Origin of the sequence: Emticicia aquatilis (genome assembly GCF_014644295.1) — a bacterium.
GTDB classification, from domain to species: domain Bacteria; phylum Bacteroidota; class Bacteroidia; order Cytophagales; family Spirosomataceae; genus Emticicia; species Emticicia aquatilis.
Genome location: NZ_BMKK01000005.1, coordinates 121,051 through 142,534 on the forward strand (window position 1 = coordinate 121,051; position 21,484 = coordinate 142,534).

7 protein-coding genes are annotated in these 21,484 nt (G+C 39.9%); 6 read left to right on the forward strand and 1 reads right to left on the reverse strand.

Going from position 1 to position 21,484, the window contains the following annotated elements; all coding sequences use genetic code 11:
* The first annotated feature begins 67 nt into the window (after positions 1-67).
* The 4 genes from IEX65_RS13210 to IEX65_RS13225 all read left to right on the forward strand — a co-directional run bounded on the left by IEX65_RS13210 (position 68) and on the right by IEX65_RS13225 (position 19,699).
* Positions 68-2,383, forward strand: a complete 2,316-nt coding sequence (locus IEX65_RS13210; RefSeq protein ID WP_229250668.1) for a BamA/TamA family outer membrane protein — start codon at positions 68-70, stop codon at positions 2,381-2,383.
* A gap of 380 nt (positions 2,384-2,763) precedes the next feature.
* Positions 2,764-15,636, forward strand: coding sequence for an SdrD B-like domain-containing protein (locus IEX65_RS13215; RefSeq protein ID WP_188766554.1), 12,873 nt, complete (start codon positions 2,764-2,766; stop codon positions 15,634-15,636).
* A gap of 290 nt (positions 15,637-15,926) precedes the next feature.
* Positions 15,927-16,949 carry a PorP/SprF family type IX secretion system membrane protein gene (locus IEX65_RS13220; RefSeq protein WP_188766555.1) on the forward strand — a complete coding sequence of 341 codons (1,023 nt, stop codon included), beginning with the start codon at positions 15,927-15,929 and terminating at the stop codon, positions 16,947-16,949.
* Positions 16,950-17,152: 203 nt separating this feature from the next.
* Complete coding sequence (locus IEX65_RS13225) at positions 17,153-19,699, forward strand: OmpA family protein (RefSeq protein WP_188766556.1); 2,547 nt, start codon at positions 17,153-17,155, stop codon at positions 19,697-19,699.
* Positions 19,700-19,804: 105 nt separating this feature from the next.
* Here IEX65_RS13225 and IEX65_RS13230 read toward each other — a convergent pair whose 3' ends face one another.
* Entirely contained in the window at positions 19,805-20,143 is a 339-nt protein-coding gene (locus IEX65_RS13230; RefSeq protein WP_188766557.1) for a single-stranded DNA-binding protein, read from the reverse strand.
* Between the two features lie 421 nt (positions 20,144-20,564).
* Here IEX65_RS13230 and IEX65_RS13235 point away from each other — a divergent pair, with 421 nt between their 5' ends.
* Positions 20,565-20,930, forward strand: a complete 366-nt coding sequence (locus tag IEX65_RS13235) for a DUF2116 family Zn-ribbon domain-containing protein (protein WP_188766558.1) — start codon at positions 20,565-20,567, stop codon at positions 20,928-20,930.
* An 82-nt stretch (positions 20,931-21,012) separates the two neighbouring features.
* Entirely contained in the window at positions 21,013-21,396 is a 384-nt protein-coding gene (locus IEX65_RS13240) for a hypothetical protein (RefSeq protein WP_188766559.1), read from the forward strand.
* Positions 21,397-21,484 lie beyond the last annotated feature (88 nt).

Sequence of the window (21,484 nt, forward strand, 5' to 3'; positions counted from 1 at the left end):
AACTGTTGATTCTTTTATCGTTAAGGTTGACTTACTGAAATCTGTATTCTTGGAAATATACAAAGGCATGGAAAATTTATTTACTCTTCGTCGAATAAGCACAGGAGCTTGCTTAATGCTTGCATTAGGTATGGGTCGTGCATCTGCACAAAGCTACTTTTCGTCAACCCAAGAAGAGTTTGGGAAAAGCCGTATTCAATACAAAAGATTTGAATGGCTTACGATTAGGAGTAATAATTTTGAGTTTAACTACTACAGAAGCGGCGATAAAATTGCCCAAAATGCCGCCAAAATAGCCGAAGGCGAATATGACCGCATTACGGAGTTGTTGGGTTATACGCCCTTCACGACTATGAAGATATTTTTGTATAATTCGCCACAAGAATTGGAGCAAAGCAACATCGGCCTTACGGCTCCGATTGATTTAGATGGGAGTATTCTGAACTTGGCAAAATCTCGTGTGCAGATAGCCTACACGGGCAACGAAGAGCAATTTAAGCAACAATTGATACAGCAAATTGCCCGTTTGTTTGTCTATGATATGCTTTATGGCGGTAGTCTGAAAGAGGTTTTACAAAGCTCGCTTTTGTTGACAGTGCCTGAATGGTACATGGCCGGAATCTCGGCTTATATTTCGGGTGATAACGATAATCCACTTATTTTGGACAGAATGCGTACAACGATTCTGAAAAATAAAGACAAAAAAATTGAAACCATTCAAGGCAAGGATGCCGAAATAATCGGCCAGTCAATCTGGAATTATATTGCGGTTCGCTATGGAAAAGATAATATTTCTAACATTCTGAATCTTACTCGCATCATTCGTACCGAAGAATCGAGCATTACAAGTACGTTGGGGATTTCGTACAGCCGATTTATGAAGGAGTGGCGAGAATATTATGCTAATAGCCAGTATGCTTCTGCTGAAGAGAAAACTCCTGATAATTCACAAAAAAAGCCTGAGATTTCTACTAATAATTCGTTGGTTGAAACCAAACAAAAACTCGAACTCCGACCTGGTGAAGTTGATACTGATAATTATGAATTTGATGCAGAAAACATTATCAAATCGTTAGCAGCCGAAACGGCAAAAGCCAAAGGCGAAACAACCGACAAAACGATTCCAAAACCAGGTAGATTTAAAGAAACATTAAAAATAAAAGGTCCTTTTGCTTACGAAAATATCGTCATTGCGAACGATGTAAAATCAGAGTTTTTGGTTGACCCAGTAAGAAGAATGGGTATGAAAAATACCCTCGTGATGAATGATTTGCTCGAAAATCACAGCATCAAATTGGGGCTTTTTATTACGCCTGTTTTACGCAATCATGATGTATATTTAGGATATAATAATAATGTACGACGAGTTGACTGGGGTGTAGATATTCAACGACGTTCGATTTCGCTTAGCGAATTAGACAATCGTAGCCTATATCTGTTCCGCCCATTAAACATCAATACACCACAAACAACCGTTTTGAGTATTGACCGACGCCTATATTATAATCGTTTTTCGGCATTTGCATCTTATCCATTTAGTCAATATTTGAAGGCCGTAATATCGCCAAACCTTACTTCTACCTCTGATATTGACGTATCGGATTTGGGCAGAAAGAACCTCCAATCTATCTATTTGGGTTTCCGTGGCGAATTAGTTTATGATAATACTACACCATTATTTAGTAAGGTATTGGTTGGTACTCGTGCAAAAATTCGTCTTGACCGCTCATATAGCTTCAAAACCAGCAGCGAAAACTTTAGTCGTATGGTAATTGATGCCCGTCATTACCGTAAATTATTTGGTAGCCTTATTCTTGCAGGAAGATTATCTTATAGCCGTTCGCTTGGAAAAGCTCCAAAAGTGACAATTCTGGGTGGCGTTGAAAACTCTATCAATCGTTCAATCGAGCCAACTAATGGCCAAGCCGTTGGTGTTCCGAGAGATTTAAGAGATATACTTTTCTATGATTTTGCTGGTAATCTCAGAGGTTTCAACTTTGCAAAACTTTATGGTACAAGCCATTTATTAACCAATTTAGAGCTACGTTTACCATTGGCACAATACGTATCGAAAGGCTCATTGACCTCTAATTTCCTTCGTAATTTACAGTTTGTAGGGTTTACGGATGTAGGTACAGCTTGGTATGGAAACAAAGGGCCATTTAACCGACAAAACAGCTTAAATACTGAAATCGTTGGTGGTGGTCAGAACCCTTTCAGAGCAACTGTTACCAACTTCAAAAATCCTTTTTTAGTGGGTTATGGTTTTGGTGTCAGAACGACTATTTTGGGCTACTTCGTAAAAGCCGATTATGCTTGGGGGCTTGAAGATAAAGAAGTTAACCCTCCAAAATTATATTTATCGTTGGGCTACGACTTTTAAAATCCAAAGCATATTTTGTATCGTATATAATAACGATTATAATAAATTTTTATCTACTAAACATCCGCCTATTAAGCGGATGTTTTTTGCTTTATAGACCAATTTGGCATAGTTTTAGTTATTCTATGCCAAACATTCTTCCAGAGTAAACATTTTTCTTTTTTTTCTGCTACATAGGCTCCTCTACCCCATTTTTTATTAAACGGCCACGCAAATAGTTTTGGCACAGTTTTGGATACTATCATAACTGAATATAGTATTTGTATGCCTAAACTAATTCAAGACGAAGATGATTTAGCTGAAAAATCATGTTTTTCGTGGATTTATTAAAAAAAGTAAGTACCCAAATACTACACGTGAATTATTTAAAATACTTGCAAATGAAATACAATTTTACCGAAAGTGGTGTCCCAATGCCAATAGAGGGGTATTCACAACAACGCCAATCAGACAAAGACACCAAAGTGTTGGAGTTTGTGCAGAAAATTGTCAGTGTTATTAGTCTATTTTTTAAGCCAAAAAATAGCCATAAGGCCGTGGATGTACCTCAGGTTCAAAAGAGTGTGGATACGAAGCCTCATGGAAAGCTATTCGCTGAAAGTAGTTTGCAAGAATATTTTGCTGACAAGTTTCCTCCACAATTAAGTACAAATAAAGTCAAATCTGTGCCTGATTTAATAACAAATCAAGATTTAACCATGAATAAGCTTTCCCTTAACAGCAGTTCAACGGTCAAGGAATACCATTTGGGTAGTCAATTTGATGAAAAGTTGAAACGATGGACTCCTTCATTCTCTTCTCCGAAAAAGATATATGACGGAGATGATGATTACCCTAAAAACTCATTTTTTAAGGGATTCGCAACAACAATTCTGTTGGTGCTTATTAGTGTTTTAGGGCTTACCGCTCAAACTCAAAGCTCAATTGATTTATCGCTACGCAAAACGATTGATAAGTCATTGCCAGCGTTGAACGAAAACGTCAAGTACACACTATGGTTGAAAAACTCTGGCCCTTCGGCAGCCAGTTCGATTGTAGTAAAAGATAATTTCCCGATTGCAGGTGCGGTGTTGAACACTCACACTGGAGGAGCAAATTTCACATATAGCCCATTGACGGGTATTGGCACGTGGAATGTTGCGACTTTGGCAGCGGGCGATTCTGTAAAATTAGAAATTACAGCAACCGTTACGCAACAAGGGGTATTCTTTAATACTGCCGAAGTATTTTCGGTTGGAGCAGGTCAAGAAGATTTAGACTCTACTCCAAACAACTCAAAACTTTATGAAGATGATATTGCAGCGGCTTGTTTCTCTGTGCCTCTCTACTGGTATCCAGGTGAGGAATACACAGTTTCGGTTCCTGCACCATACAAATATGGTTCGACTATTAAGTGGTTTAATGGTACAACCGAAATTAGTCCAAGTTCAAAGATTGCTGTTGTTAATGCCGATTCGTCATTAACGATTAAAGCTCCAGGTACATTTACTTTTACGACTAACGTAACTAATTGTCCTGCACAAGGTTGTTGTGCAGTTCAAGTTGTTGAAGGGCCTTACGGAAGTATTGGTGATTATGTTTGGAGAGATACAAACAATGATGGAAAACAAGGACCAACAGCTACCGAACCTCCAGTGGCGGGTGTGAAGGTATATTTGTTGAGTGCTTCGGGTACTAAACTTGATTCAACTATTACTGATGCTCAAGGAAAATATTTATTCGATAGCTTAACAACTGATAGTTATCGAGTACAATTCGTAAAACCTGTTGGTTATGACTCTTTCACTACTCAAAATTCGGGTACTGATGATACCAAAGATAGTGATGTAGGTGCAACGGGGCTTTCGCAGTTAATTAATATTGATACTTCAAAATTACCATCAGATACCTTACGTAATAATCTAAACATTGATGCAGGTTTGAAACCAAATTATGGTTCAATTGGTGACTATGTTTGGACTGATGTAAATAATAATGGTCAGCAAAATTCGGGAGAAGCTCCTATTGCGGGTGTGAAAGTTTACTTGTTAAGTGCCTCGGGTACTAAACTTGATTCGACTGTAACTGATGCAAGCGGAAAATACCTTTTCGATTCTCTTGCGAGCGGAACATACAAAATACAGTTTGTAGCTCCAGTTGGAACTATCGCTGCTAAACAAAATACTGGTGCTGATGTAACTGATAACGATGCTAACAAAAACGGTATTTCGCAGTTGATTACTATCGACACTGCTAAACTTCCAAGCGACACACTTCGTAATAATCTTAACATCGACGCTGGTTTCGTACCTGTTGGTTCGATTGGTGATTACGTTTTCGCTGATAATAATAGCGATGGTATCCAAAATACAGGTGATACTCCTGTGGCTGGTATTAAAGTTTACTTACTCGATGCTAACACAGGTGCTAAACTTGATTCTACCGTAACTAATGGTGCTGGTAAATATCTTTTCGATAGTTTATTGGCAGGTAGTTACAAAGTGAAGTTTGTACTTCCTACGGGTAGCGAAGCAACGGGTAAACTTCTCGGTGTTGATACTACTAAAGATAGTAATATCAACCCTGATGGTACAACTGATGCCATTGTAATTGACACAACTCAGCCAATTAATAGCACAGCTCGTAACAATACTACTGTTGATGCGGGTATCAAAACTGCTTTTGGTTCGATTGGAGATTACGTTTGGTCTGATACTAATAATAACGGTCAACAAGATTCAGGCGAACCTGCTATTGCAGGTGTGAAAGTTTATTTGTTGAGTGCTTCAGGTACTAAGCTTGATTCGACTGTAACTGATGCAAGTGGCAAATATCTATTCGGAGGCCTTGCAAGTGGTACTTATAAAGTACAGTTTGTAGCTCCAGTTGGTACTATTGCCGCTAAACAAAATACTGGTGCTGACGCTACTGATAGTGATGCGAACAAAACTGGTTTGACGCAAATCATTAACATTGATACTACTAAACCAGCGGCTGATACACTTCGTAATAATCTTAACATCGACGCTGGTTTCGTACCTGTTGGTTCGATTGGAGATTATGTTTTCAATGATAAAACTGGCGATGGTATTCAAAATACAGGTGATACTCCTGTGGCTGGTGTAAAAGTTTACTTACTCGATGCCAACACAGGTGCTAAACTTGATTCAGCTATTACTGACGTAAACGGCAAATATTTATTCGACAATTTGTTGAATGGTACTTATAAAGTGAAGTTTGTGATTCCAGTAGGAAGCTCAATCACGGGTAAAGCATTAGGTGGCGACCCTACGAAAGATAGCGATGCCAATCCAGATGGTACTACTGATGTGATTACAATTAACACATCATTACCTGTTGGCAATGTAGGCCGCAACAATACAACTGTTGACGCAGGGCTTAAAACTGCATTTGGTTCTATCGGAGATTTCGTATGGAACGATTCAAACAATAACGGTTTACAAGACTCTGGTGAAACTGGTGTAAGTGGAATTATCATAGAATTATACGCTTCAGATGCCATTGGAATGCCAATTGGTGCTGCCTTGAAAAAAGATACAACTGATGCAAGTGGTAAATATTTATTCACTGGTTTATCAGCAGGAAATTATGTAGTGAAAGTGATTACAACTTCAATTCCATCGGGTTCGCAGCTTACTACTAAGCAAGATGTAGGAAGCAATGATGCCATTGACAGTGATTTCAATCCATCTACTGGTTTATCTGACAAAATTGTAATTGACCCTTACGATGCTGCTAAGAAAGATATCTTAACAGTTGACGGAGGTATTTATAGCCCACTTGGTTCAATCGGAGACTTTGTATGGAAAGATACAAACAATAACGGTTTGCAAGATACTGGCGAACCTGGTGCTGAAGGTGTAAAAGTAGAACTTTATGCTTCTGATGCTTCAGGAAATCCAATAGGTGCTGCAATCAGTACTGTAACTACTAATGCAAGTGGATTCTATACATTTAATAATTTACCAAAAGGTGATTATGTTGTAAGAATCCTAACCAGCACATTACCAGCAACATACTCACTTTCAACTAAGGCGAATGCAGGCGATGATACTAAAGACAGTGACTTTAACTCAACAACTGGTTATTCACCAAAAATTAGCATCGACCCATTAGTACCAGCATTGAAAGACAATCCAACTATCGACGGTGCTATCTATGTCCCAGTAGTTTGCTCTGAGTTAGTAGCTATTGCAACTGATGCTGATATTTGTTCGGGAGATACTACTTACATCAAAGCAACTATTACTGGCGGCGGAAATGTAAGATGGTACTTAACACCAATCGGCGGTACACCAATCGCTACCGTAGCAAGTGGAGCATCTTATGCGATATTCCCAACAACAACGACGGTTTATTATGCAGAAATTGCTAATGCCCCAGAAGGTTGTCCGAATACTCGTCAACCAGTTGCGATTGTAGTGAATGTACGCCCAGCTAACCCAAGTTGTGTTGGTGCAGTTGAAGAATGTATTGGTAAAACAATCAATTTGAATGACTTCGTTATCAACGGTGTGACAACTCCAGGAGGTACTTTTGAATGGCATACAACAGCCAATCCAAACTCTCCTTTGGTTTCAAATACATCAGCAGTTGGTGCAGGTACATATTATTTATTTGAGAAATCAGGTGCTGGATGTTATAGCAACCCAACATTATTGAAAGTTACTTTGAAAAACTGTGATAAATCTATCGACTTAAGCTTGACAAAAGCTGCCGATAATATCACACCAAACGTAGGTGATAACATCACGTTTACAATCAAAGTAACCAATGCAGGCCCTGATGCAGCAACAGCAGTTGAAGTAACTGACGAATTACCAGCTGGATTACAATTTGTATCAAGTGCGTTCTTTACAAATAACAGCGGAGTATTGACCTCGACTATTTCAAATGTAGCTGCTAATCAAACTATTACTTTGACATACATTGCTAAAGTAACTGGTTCTGGTGCAATGACCAACTTTGCTCAAATAACAAAAGCAACAGAAAAAGATAAAGATTCAACTCCTGGTAATGGAAAAACTACCAAAGAGGATGACGATGATAAAGTAACGATTACACCTAAAGTAGTCGAGCTACTTGCTGATTTGAGTTTGAATAAAACTGTTAGTAACTCTACTCCTTATGCTGGTGACCAAATCACTTACTATGTAGAGGTTAAGAACAACGGCACATCAAATGCCACTAACGTTGAGGCGACAGACGTTGTACCAGCAGGTTTACAAATCATCAGTGCAACTGGTGGCGATGCTATCACTACAACTGGTAATACAGTAGTAGCGAAATTCAACCAAATCAACGTTGGCCAAACTGCAACATTCCAAATCGTTGCAAAAGTAACCGCTACAACGGGTACAATCAAAAACTGGGCTGAGGTTACGAAATCTGACCAAAAAGACCCGAACTCAACACCTAACAATGGTGTAAGTAAAAACGAAGATGACGATGATGATGCCGACATCACAATCAAACAACAAGTTTGTAACCCAACTACACCACTCATTGCTTGTGCAAACCCTTACATCTGTCTTGGTGAAAGTGTTTCTATCGAAGCAATCGGATGTAATGGTACAGTTGTTTGGTCTGATGGACAAACAGGCAACATGATAACTGTAACTCCAGGTGCGACTACGACTTATACAGCTCAATGTAAAATCAACGATAACTGTATCAGTCCTAAATCTAATCCAGTGCAGGTGGTTGTAAACGTGATTGCCCCTCCAACTATTACTTCAAATTCTACATCGAATGTAATTTGTAATGGTGGAAGCGTAACGCTCACAGCTAACAACTGTACAGGTAAAATCTTGTGGTCAACAGGTGCAACTACACCTTCAATCACAGTTTCGCCAACTACAACAACTTCTTATACAGCAACTTGTACTAAGTTGAATTGTGTAAGTAGCAAATCGAACGTAATTACTGTAACAGTAGGAACACCAACAACTCCTCCAACTATTACAGCTGATAATAATGCAATTTGTGCTGGTCAATCAGTTAAATTGACAGCCAACGGATGTACAGGAACAGTAGTTTGGTCAAATGGCTCAACTGGTTCGAGCATCACATTTGCTCCAACAAGCACAGGCACTTACTCAGCAGTTTGTAAAGTAGGCGAATGTTCAAGCAATGCTTCTACACCAATTACTGTAACTGTGGGAGCTGGTTCAACACCAACAATCACGGCAACTAAAGATGGTATCTGTGCTGGTGAAAGCGTAACATTGACAGCAAGCAACTGTACTGGTTCACTTGCTTGGTCAACTGGTGCAACTACTTCGTCAATCACTGTTTCACCAACAACTAATACAACTTACGATGTAACTTGTTCGGTAACAGGTTGTAGCGGTAAAGCTTCTAAAGCTATTACTGTAACGCCAAAACCAGCTACTCCAATCGTAACTTGTGGTAAAGAAAGAATCTGTTTAGGTGAATCACTTACATTTACTGCTCACGGTTGTGAAGGTACTGTAACTTGGAGCAACGGTGCAACTGGTGCTACAATGGTAGTAAAACCTACAAACCCAACTAACATTTACACGGCTATTTGTACGGTAAATGGTTGTGCAAGTAGCCCATCGAAAGATGCTGTTATCACTGTCATCAACCTCACTCCTCCTACTATCACAGCCTCAGCTGATGCAGTTTGTAGTGCTGGTTCAGCAACATTGACAGTAAGCAACTGTGATGGTACTGTTCTTTGGTCAACTGGTGCAACTACGGCTTCTATCACCGTCACACCAACTGCAGCTACAACTTATACAGTAAAATGTATTGTTGATGAATGTGAAAGTTCGGCTTCTAAAACTATCAATATTGGCGGTGGCCAAGCACCAAACGCTCCAACAATCTCTGCTAATAAAACAGCAGTGTGTGGAAACGAAACGGCTACACTTACAGCAACAGGCTGCACAGGTGGTACTATCACTTGGAGCAATGGAGCGACTGGCTCGTCAATCGTAGTAGGTGCAGGTACTTATACGGCTACTTGTAAAACTGATTGTGGTACAAGTGGTAACTCTAATGCGGTTGTTATTACAAACGGTGGTCAAACGCCAAATGCTCCAGCAATCTCTGCTAATAAAACAGCAGTATGTGGAAACGAAACGGCTACACTTACAGCAACAGGCTGCACAGGTGGTACTATCACTTGGAGCAATGGAGCGACTGGCTCGTCAATCGTAGTAGGTGCGGGTACTTATACGGCTACTTGTAAAACTGATTGTGGTACAAGTGTTAACTCAAATGCAGTTGTTATTACAAGTGGTGGAGCTGGTTCGACACCAACAATTACAGCAACTAAAGATGGTATCTGTGTAGGTGAAAGCTTAACATTGACAGCAAGCAACTGTACTGGTTCACTTACTTGGTCAACTGGTGCGACTACTTCGTCAATCACTGTTTCACCAACAACTAATACAACTTACGATGTAACTTGTTCGGTAACGGGTTGTAGCGGTAAAGCTTCTAAAGCTATTACTGTAACACCAAAACCAGCTACCCCAATCGTAACTTGTGGTAAAGAAAGAATCTGTTTAGGTGAATCACTTACATTTACTGCTCATGGTTGTGAAGGTACGGTAACTTGGAGCAACGGTGCGACTGGTGCTACAATGGTGGTAAAACCTACAAACCCAACTAACATTTACACGGCTGTTTGTACGGTAAATGGTTGTGCAAGTAGCCCATCAAAAGATGCTGTTATCACTGTTATTAACCTCACTCCTCCTACTATCACAGCTTCGGCTGAGACTGTTTGTGGTGGTGGTTCAGCAACATTGACAGTAAGCAACTGCGACGGTACTGTTCTTTGGTCAACTGGTGCAACTACGGCTTCTATTACCGTAACACCAACTGCAGCTACAACTTATACAGTAAAATGTATTGTTGACGAATGCGAAAGTTCGGCTTCTAAAACTATCAATGTTGGTGGAGGTCAAACGCCAAACGCTCCAGCAATTTCTGCTAATAAAACAACAGTTTGTGGAATTGAAACTGCTACACTTACAGCAACAGGCTGCACAGGTGGTACTATCACTTGGAGCAACGGAGCAACTGGCTCATCAATCGTAGTAGGTGCAGGTACTTATACGGCTACTTGTAAAACTGATTGTGGTATAAGTGGTAACTCTAATGCTATCGTTATCCAAACTGGAAACGTTACACCTCCAACAATCTCGGCTTCAACAACCGCACTTTGTGAAACAGGTCAAGTAACATTAACGGCAGCAGGTTGCACAGGTACAGTGGTTTGGTCTAATACATCAACTGGCTCAAGCATTACTGTTTCGGTGGCAACAACAACAACTTTCTCAGCAGCTTGTAAAACAAGTACTTGTGAAAGTGGTAAATCAAACGACGTAACTGTAACTGTTGGTAAACCAAACAAACCAACAATTACTTCAGATAAACAAACAATTTGTGAAGGTGACGCAGTTGTCTTAACAGCAACAGGTTGTACAGGAACAACAGTTTGGTCAAATGGTCTTACAGGTTCAACAATCAACGTTTCGCCAAGTACCTCAACTGATTACACTGCGGTTTGTAAATTACCTCAAGGTGGATGCACAAGCGACCAGTCGAATAAAGTAACTGTAAATGTTACAACAAAACCTGAATCGCCAGTTATCTCTTGTTCGGCATCAAGAATCTGTAAAGGTGATACCCTTACACTCAATGCTTTAGGATGTAGCGGAAGCATATTGTGGTCAACAGGTCAAACATCGGCATCAATCAACATTAGCCCTGCCGAAACCACAGTTTACACAGCTATCTGTAAAGTAGGTTCTTGCCAGTCAGCTCCATCATCGGCAGCAACTATTACGGTCGGAAATCCAATTCCTCCAGTAGTGACTTGTAAAAACACACAAATTTGTGGTGGCTCAAGCACACAAATCGAAGCAGCTGGTTGTACAGGTACAGTCAAATGGTCAGATGGTCAAATTGGTGCGGTTATTACTGTTTCACCAACAAGTATCACAAGCTACTCAGCAATTTGTGATGGTGGAAGATGCCAAAGCGAGAAATCAAATGTAATTACAGTTCAAGTAACTGGAAGTGGCTTGAAAAAACCAACAACTCGTGATTTAGTAAATACTTGTCCGTACATTACAGTTGACCTTACAACTGGTGTAACAAGTGCAGCTTCTTCGCAAGGTGGTGTATTTGTATTCCGCACAGGAACTACTCCAGGTTCACCAGCGGTAGCAAATCCATCAACAGCAAGTACAGGGACTTACTATGTATTTGAAAAAGCAGGTAACGGATGTTATAGCGAAGGTGCTAAGATTAATGTAAACATTACATCTTGCGAAACGCCAATCAACTGCTTAACAAATCCAGCAACTGCATTGGCAGGTAAAGATACCACAGTTTGTTTAAGTGCTGATTTCTTCACACTACAAGGCAAAATTGGTGGTTCGGCAACAAGTGCAAAATGGACAACTGATGGCAAAGGCACATTCGATAACGCTCTAAGCTTGAATACTAAATACAATTATTCAAACGACGACGTAGTGAAAGGAAGCGTGAAATTTACACTCACTACCAACGACCCAGACGATAATGGTTCTTGTGTATCGGCAACATCAAGCTTCACAGTTACACTCAACGGAGTGAAAACTGTTCCGACTATCGAATCAAGCAAATCGCCAAATATTTGCTTCGGCGACTCAGTAGTATTGACTGCAACAAATGCAGGTTCGTACAAATGGAGTACAGGAGCAACAACTAAGAGCATTACGGTGAAAACACCAGGTCGTTATACAGTAAAACTCATCAACGACAATGGTTGTGCATCACTTAGCTCAAACGAAATCGTAGTGAAACTTGGCGATGCTATTGCAGCTCCAACTGTAGCGGCACTTACTAAGAATAACTGCCCTGCAACTACTGTAAACTTGTCGAGTTCAGTTACAAGCCAAGTACAAAGTACAGGTGGAGTATTTGAGTTCCATACAGGAAGTTCGCCAAGTAGCCCAATGCTTGCAAACGCATCGGCAGTAGGCTCAGGAACATATTACGTAATTGAGAAGAGCGGTATTGGTTGTTATAGCCAAGCATCTCCAATCATCGTAACGATTGACCAATGTAATGTAACAACTGATACATCGAAAGTTGATGTAAGTGTCTTGATAGTTGGTTCACGTGTTGAATTGAAAATCGGCGACCCAGTTACCTATACAATCACGGTGAAAAACAACAATCCTGTAAAAGCCGCAACCAATGTAAATGTTGTAAACGTATTGCCTAAAGGCTTGACGGTTACTTCAACAACACCAGGCTTTACAGCATTCGGAACTGACTCATTATTAAGCGTAATCGGTAACTTACCAGCGGGTGCAACTAAAACTTATACCTATGATGCTAAAACAACAAAAGCTGGTCAGATTATCAATACTGCCAAGATTACTAAACTTGACCAAGTTGACCCAATCTTGAGTAATAATATCAGTCAATGGACGGTTGAATGTAAAACTTGCCAAGAAACTTGCGTAGGACTCGCTTTAGCAGCGGATACTACTCGCCAAGCAAATGGTAGCTACAATATCACGTTCAGAGCATTGATTGAAGCTTGCGGAAACGTTAAGTTGGAAGGTGTGAAAATTACTGAGAATCTCTCAACGATGTTCCCTCTACCAACAACATACACAATCGTTCAGAAACCAACAGCTGGCGTAGGTAGTCTATTGAAAACTAATGATAGTTTCAACGGTACAACCGACCTCAACCTAACAATTCCTGAAGGAAGTATCGTAGAAGCAGGAAAAGTAGATACCGTGAAGTTCGTAGTCAATATCGTACCTAACGGCAAAGAAGGACCATTCTCAACCAACGCATTTGTTGATGCAATAGGAAATACAGCTTTCGGAATTCCACAAGATGTATCTGATGTATCAAACAACGGTAAAACAGTAGTGAAAGAAAGTGCCGAGCCAACGGTAGTTCGTCTCTACAAATCGCCAAGTGTTGGTCTTGCGAAAATCGTATTGGATACAACTAAGAAAGCAAATGGCTCTTATGATGTAACTTATCAATTACTCGTGAAAAACAACGGTTCGTTGGTACTAAACGATGTAATTGTAAGAGATACACTCACGAAAGTATTCAAAGCTCCAGCTACATTCACAGTAGTGGCAGCACCGAGCAAGAATACAAGCAGCCAGTTGACAATCAACAGTGCATTCAACGGTACAACTGATACTCGTTTAACACTTGCAGGTGGCACAATCGCAATCGGTAAAACTGATACATTGAAGTTCACAGTTAATGTACAACCAGATACAATCAAAACATTTGCTAACACAGCGGTAGTTTCTGGTTCTGGTACACTCACCTCAGGAACAAAAGAAAATGTGACTGACCTATCAAATGCAGGTCTAAATCCTGATGCTCCGGGAAGCAACCCTACTAATCTGAATCTAAATGCAGATGGTAGTAGTTCAATCGAAGTACCATGTATCGGAATTGCACTATATGTGAAAGATACCGTAAGACAAGCCGATAGCAGTTATAACATTACTTATAAGGCTATCATCAAAAACTGTGGTAACTTGAATTTGACAAGCGTACAAGTATGTGATACATTATCAAGAACATTCACATCACCAGCCGTTGCCAAACTCGCAGTGAAACCAACAGTTAGTGCAGGAAGCCTCTTGAAAGTAGATACTTCGTATAACGGTACAACTAAAACTTGTATGTTGTTAGATGCAAGTCAGCTTGCACCTAACAAAGTAGATACCCTCACGTGGGTGGTCAATGTGAAACTCAACGGTAATAAAGGGCCGTTCAGAAATACAGTAATAGTTACGGCTAAAACACCAAGTGGTCAGGTTATAACCGATGCCTCAAATGCAGGAGTTGACCCAAGCCCATCTGGTAGTACACCAACAGTTATTAACTTCAATAGTTTACCAGATGCTCTCATCGGTATCTCGAAGAGTGCAAGCGAGCCTAAGTTAGTAACAGGTACAACTAATACTTACGATGTAACATTCACATTCAAAGTGAAAAACTACGGTAAAGTTGCATTCACAGGCGTACAAATTCAAGATAACTTGAGTGTGGCCTTCGGTGATAGCGTGAAGATTGACTCGGTGAAAGTAACAGCTGATGCTGGTCTAACAGCCAACAGCAACTATACAGGTCGTGGAAGTCTAATCAATCTATTAGTTGATTCGTTAAGTACCTTAGCTGTAAATGCAGAAAGAAACGTAACGTTGTTTGCTCGCATGACAACGACATCAAGCAAAGCAAACTTTGAGAACCAAGCATTAGTAATTGGTAAATACCCAAGTAATAAGTCAACCGATGACTTGTCAACCAACGGTAACGACCCAGACCCTGATGCTAACGGTACACCGAAAGATAACAGTATTGCTACACCAGTGAAACTCGGAGACGGTGGTCCTATCATTCCTTCGTTCAGCACAACACTCGGTATTGCTAAATCAGCCATACTTGATACAGTGAAAAACGCAGATGGTAGTTATAACTTAACCTACAAAGTGATTGTGAAGAATTACAGCACAAGTAAACTCACAAACATCCAGTTGAGCGATAGCTTGAGTAAAGTATTTGCCGACAGTGCCGAGTTCGTAGTAGTTGGTAAGCCAGTATTAGGCAAAAACAGCAAGTTCAAAATAGATTCAACCTTCAATGGTAGAACCGTAACAACAATGTTGATTGCCGATAGCAGTTCGTTAGCAGCAGGTGCATCTGATACGCTTACTTTCAAACTCAGATTATTGAGTGCGAAAAAAGGAGATGCTACATACTCTAACAGTATCACTGGTACAGCCAAAGATGGTACAAACGATGTGAGAGATATTTCACAATCAGGCTTGAACCCTGACCCTGATGCCGATAACAACCCTGGTAATAACAACCAGCCAACTGCTATCACAATCAAAGGTCAAACGGCAATTACCGATACAACCAACCGAGGCAAAATACCACAAGCGTTCTCGCCTAATGGTGATGGTACCAACGACTTGTTTGTCATCCAAGGTATCAACGGTAAAGAAAACGTACAAGCTGAAATCTATATCTACAACAGATGGGGTCAGTTAGTTTACCAAAATACTGACTTCGCAAAAGTAGAAGGTTGGAATGGTGAAGCAAATAATGGTATATTACTCGGAGGCAAAGGAGTTGGCGTACCAGACGGTACTTACTTCATCTGTGTGAAAGCAGTTGGCTTCTGGGAAAATAAACCACAGATTAACTTTATAACTATTGCTCGATAAAAGCCGATAGATAAAATAACTTCCCGATTGTGTTTTCTACAAAACGGAAAACCTTCGGGAAGTTATTAAAAACAACACCAAACAAACAAGCGGTAAATCAATCTTATAGCATAACTATTTGATATTCAAGCCCAAAGAGATGTCTTAACTCTTAGTAAAAAAATATTGACATTTCAAAATCTTAATGTAACTTTGTTTTGCTATTGAGTATAAAAATGCTTAAACGGTTACATTTCAAATTGATTGAACCTTTAAAAGCACTGTATCTTTACTATTTAATTTGGTAAAAAATGAAAAACTTTACAAACCTGAAAAACAGGTTAGCCGCACTTTTGCTCGTTGGGGCATTATCAGTAAGCTACCAAACCTTCGCTCAACAAGAGGCGATGTTCTCCCAGTACATGTTCAATACCCTCGCCATCAACCCAGCGTATGCAGGTAGCCGTGATGTATTGAGCCTTACAACTCTTGGTCGTTATCAATGGGTTGGTGTTGAAGGAGCTCCAAAAACTTTTACGTTTTCAATGGATTCACCTATCAAAAACGAGAAAATGGGCTTAGGTCTTCAAGTAACTCGTGATGAAGTTGGTCTCCAAAAAAACACTGGTCTTTACCTTACCTATGCGTATCGCATCAAAGTTGGCCCTCGCTCAACACTATCTTTTGGTGTGCAGGGTGGAGCAACTAACGTACGTTGGGCATTGTCAGATGCACAAAATCTTACAAACCCAAATGATTACGTATTCTTAGGAGCGAACGACCAAAACAATATACTTCCTAACTTCGGTGGTGGTCTTTATTTAAGTAATGACAAAGGGTATATCGGTATTTCTTGCCCTCAAATCATGCAAAATCCGATTTCTAAATTTACTCCAACTGATGGTAAAAGCTCAATTGGAAAAACACAACGTCACTACTTTGCGATGATGGGTTTTGTGGTTGGAAAAGGGTCTTTCAAAATCAAGCCTTCTACTATGGTGCGTTATACCCAAGGAGCTCCACTTGGCTTTGATGGAAACTTAAACTTCTGGATTAAAGACAAAATCGCTTTTGGTGTTTCTGGCCGTATTTCTCAATTCCAAGCAATGGGCCAAGATAGTAAAAACTTGTTCGATGCTGCTATCGGAATGATAGAACTTCAACTTACTCCACAATTCAAACTCGGATACGCTTATGATTTCACATCAAATAAGCTTAACGACACAGAAAAAACAGGTGTAAGTCGTTTCCTTGGCATTCCAACGCACGAAGTATTGCTTCGTTATGAATTTGGCTTCGGTAAGAACAAAATTCTTACTCCACGTTATTTCTAAAATTTTATTGCACATTCTGTTTGCTATGCAATCCGTTGGTACGAAGGTTGCTTAGAATCAATAAGTGTCTATTCAAGAAAATACAATTAATATTCTTGGAAAAGGATATGCTATTGCCAATTTTTCAAGAATAGCACCGTATCAAGTCCCATATACGAAATATAAATTTATAAATTCGTGAGTGAATTTTAAATTCTAATAAAATGATTGTCAGGAACAAAATAATTGGAGCGTTGGTTGTAGCAGCCTTGCTCGGCGGTAGCGTAAAAGCACAAGATGCTTTACTAAAAACTGGTGAGCATCACTACGAAAGTTTGTGCTACGTAAAAGCAATTGATGCCTTTGAGGCAGCTCTAAAGAAAAAAGGTCTTACTGACCAACAAAAGCTTGCCGCCAAGATTAAGCTCGGCGATAGCTATTGTAAGGTTAAAGATACTCAAAATGCCGAACGTGTTTATGCTGAAATCATGAGTACGGCAGGCGATTTGTCAGGAGAAAACATTACTGTATGCCTCAAATATGCACAAGTACTTGCCAGTAATGGTAAATACCGTGAGGCCCAAGAAATGTACGATAAGTACACTCGAAAAGTGGAAGACGACCCTCGTGGTAAAGGTTTCTCGAAACTCTACAACGATGTAAGCGTTCTTTCTAAAAACGCCAACTGCTACAAAGTTGATTACCTTTCAATCAATACAAATTCGGCAGATTTCTCGCCAGCATACTATAAAAACGGTATGGTATTCGTCTCAAACCGCCACAATACTGTCGGTGTTCGTCGAGTATTCAACTGGAATGAAACGCCATTTCTTGACTTATTCTTTTTAGATGATATTTCGGCCATCGGTGGTCAAGCGGCTGGTCTCGGAACAGGCTCTGGCGATGTTAAAGGCTCTCGCAAGCGAAGCTCTCGTGGGGGTGTAGTTGGTGCGGACGAATACACCGCTCCTACTGCCAACGATAGCCGTACAATCGGAACTTACGGAGGTATGAATGTCATGGCTGGTTTAGGCTACGGCGACCGCCCAGTTACTGAATCGGAGCGTTTTGGTGGTTCTATCAACTCAAAATATCACGAAGGTCCTGCTGCTTTCTTTAAAGATGGTTCTAAAGTAATTTTCACAAGAAATAACTTCAATAACGGTAAGGCAAAACGCAGTTCTGACGGTATCAATAAACTAAAACTATACATTGGTGAAGCCAATAAAGATGGTTGGAAAAACATCAAAGAATTACCTTTCAACAGCGACGAATATTCAACAGGGCACCCTGCCCTATCGGCTGACGAAAAGTTGCTTTTCTTTGCTTCAGATATGCCAGGTGGTTTTGGTGGAACAGATATTTATGTTTCTCGTTACGATGGTGGTAACTGGTCTGCTCCTATTAACTTAGGAAAAACGGTGAACTCAAAAGGCAATGAAATGTTCCCTTTTGTTGACGAAAAAGGCAATCTTTATTTCTCATCTGACGGCCACGCTGGCTTGGGTGATTTAGATATTTTCTTTGTACAGCTCGATGGAACTTCTTCAAAAGGTCGTGTTATCAATCTTGGAGCTCCAGTAAACTCAAGCAAAGATGATTTCGGTATCGTAACTGATGCTCTTCGTAAGGCAGGTTATTTTAGTTCAAATCGTAAACGTGGTGGTGCCGATGACGACATCTACAAATTCGATAGGGAGTGCGAACTCAAAGAGGGTTGTGACCTAATCATTGCCGTTTATGATGCCGAAACAAAAATGCCACTTGATAATGCAAAGATTGTTTACGAAGACAAAGATGGTAATATCAAAGAAAAAATGAGCGATGCTGATGGTAGTGTAAAACTCGAAGGTCTCGAACAAGATGTAGAATTTGCTTTTCGTGCTACTCGTGATGGTTATAGTGCCAATACTGTAAGCTTCTCGACTAAAGATTGTGATAACGAAGCTTCACGCTTAGAAATCCCGATGAGCCGTCCGAAACCAGCAGTTGATTCAACAGCATTGGCACAAAACGGTGGAGCGAACGGTACAAACACAGCAAATGCACAAAACGGTTACGCAGGTGAAACCACCACGCAAGGCAAACAAGGTACAAGTGGCACAGGCAGAAATGGCACCAGTGGCACAGTTCTTTCGGGTAATACTTGTATAATCCGTGGTCGTGTAATGACACAAGGCACTAAACAAGCCGTTGATGGTGTACTCGTAACACTCCGCAGCGAATGTGATAATTCAACTCAAACTGCTTATACTGATGCAACTGGTAACTACGAATTTACAGTAGCAGAAGGTTGTGATTATACAGTTGAAGGTTCGAAGGATAACCTCGGCTCGAAAGGTAAACGTGTACGCAAATTGAATTGTAAAAAAGGTGGTGTAACTGCCGATATATTTATGTTTGGTACGGGCGACATCGTACAGGTTGATAATATTTACTTCGATTATGGTAAATGTAACCTCCGCTCAGATGCTCGTTCGGAATTAGACAAATTGGTTGCTATGATGCGTAAGTATCCAAAAATGCGTATTGAGCTAAGAGCTCATACGGATAGCCGTGCCGAGTCTGATTTCAACCAAAAAATCTCTGAAGGCCGTGCTAAAGCTTCAGCAAGCTATTTATTCAAACGTGGCATTAGCCGCAGCCGAGTAGAGTTTGCGGGTTATGGCGAAACAATGCCAGTAAATGGCTGCGTTGATGGCGTAGAATGTACAGAAGAGCAACACGCTCAAAACCGTCGTACAGAGATTAAAATCTTACAAATGAATTAAACGCTCAGTACCCCAAGAAAGGAAGAAAGTCGTCTTGAGTAATCGAGACGACTTCTTTTTTTTACATCAACTTAAAATGTTGTGGGAATTAGCAGAAAAACTTCTTTACTGCTGCGGTTGTGGCTCTTTGACTTCTACTTCAGAAACTTTATAAGCCACGATTTCTGTGACATAGACGGTTTTATTTTCTTTATTCACATAGTTTCTGTAATTGAGTTTTCCCTGAATACTCACCAATTTGCCTCGACTCACTAAGTCAGCACATACTTCGGCAACTTTTCCCCACGCTACTACTTTATGCCACGTGGTATTTTTTACTTCTTCATTGTTTTTATTGATATAAACCTCATCTGTAGCAAGGCTAAAAGCAGCTTTCTTGGCATTATCAAAATTGAATAAATTTACTTCGTTGCCTACGTTTCCGATTAATTTTACTGTGTTCATTGTTTTGTACGTTTAAAAAATGATTGTTAAATAAATTTAGCCAACCACGCTCTATTTCCGATTGACAATGCAAATTTGCAGCATCTGCCCCACTCTATTCGGTTGATAGTCATTTATATACAGATAAAAACATTTGTAAACGTTTGTAAACGGATAACAAGTTTTGTATATTTGATGTATCAAATCAACGTAAAAACTATCCCGTAGGGATTAAATATCGGTAGTAAGGGTTTGCTTATTTTGTTTTTTCATTCCGTAGGTATGAAACATTGCTTTGTGTCATACCTACGGAATAAGATTGATTAGTGAAATTTTATTGCTAACAATATCAAATCCCTACGGGATAGTGCCTAAGACTAACAAAATGTTAGCCTTAGGCACTACAACTCATTATCCATTTTCAATTATTCATTATAATAAAATGCCACAAAAAACCTGCTTAGAATGCGGAGAACCCATCATTGGGCGGTCGGACAAAAAGTTTTGTTCGGACTTATGCCGCAATGCATATAATAATAAAGTAAACTCCGACGCCAATAATTACGTCAGAAACACAAACAACGCTCTCCGTCGAAACCGCAAGATTTTGGAAGATATTTGCCATGACGATAAAAACAAAACTACTCGCAACACCCTACTCGACCGTGGTTTTGACTTTAACCTAATCACAAGCGTACGCACAACCCAAAAAGGTGCAACGTATTATTTTGTCTATGAATACGGCTATCTCGAACTCGACAATGATTTTTTCTTGGTCGTAAAAGATAACAAAGCCAAAACCGATTAGATGCTGATTTAAACTCAATCTAAATTAGGGGCTTAAAAGAGCTAAAGCATGGTTTTCAGCACTTTTTTGCTAACTTTACATCGTGAAAGCATCTATTTCAAAATTTCTGATAATAGTTTATCTATTTTCGGCAACTGAAGCAAGTCAGTTGTTGAAACTCCCTTTGCTGTTTTCACACTTCGTTGAGCATCAACAAAAAGACCCTTCAATGTCGTTTGGCGGATTTCTTTATCATCATTATGCTATCGAACACGGCGACGATGGTGATGCTGCTACTGACAACAAACTGCCTTTCAAATCGCACGACCATTGTTGTTCGTTTATTTTCCCGATTAGTATCTTTCATACGATTCAACTTTCGCAGATAAAAACCATTATCATCGAAAAGAAAAACATATTTTTTGCTTCTTCTGGCAATATCATTTCGGCATATCTTGCTTCTATTTGGCAACCGCCAAGATTCTGATTTTTAGCATACATTCGTCGAGTTTCAAACTCGTTTTGTCTCATTTTTGGTACAAAACCCAAAAACGAGCCATATTTCTATAAAATTA

Bases quoted from the DNA above. Each gene is read 5' to 3' on its own strand.
- IEX65_RS13210 (WP_229250668.1), top strand. From the start codon at position 68: ATGGAAAATTTATTTACTCTTCGTCGAATAAGCACAGGAGCTTGCTTA.
- IEX65_RS13215 (WP_188766554.1), top strand. From the start codon at position 2,764: ATGAAATACAATTTTACCGAAAGTGGTGTCCCAATGCCAATAGAGGGG.
- IEX65_RS13220 (WP_188766555.1), top strand. From the start codon at position 15,927: ATGAAAAACTTTACAAACCTGAAAAACAGGTTAGCCGCACTTTTGCTC.
- IEX65_RS13225 (WP_188766556.1), top strand. From the start codon at position 17,153: ATGATTGTCAGGAACAAAATAATTGGAGCGTTGGTTGTAGCAGCCTTG.
- IEX65_RS13230 (WP_188766557.1), bottom strand. From the start codon at position 20,143: ATGAACACAGTAAAATTAATCGGAAACGTAGGCAACGAAGTAAATTTA.
- IEX65_RS13235 (WP_188766558.1), top strand. From the start codon at position 20,565: ATGCCACAAAAAACCTGCTTAGAATGCGGAGAACCCATCATTGGGCGG.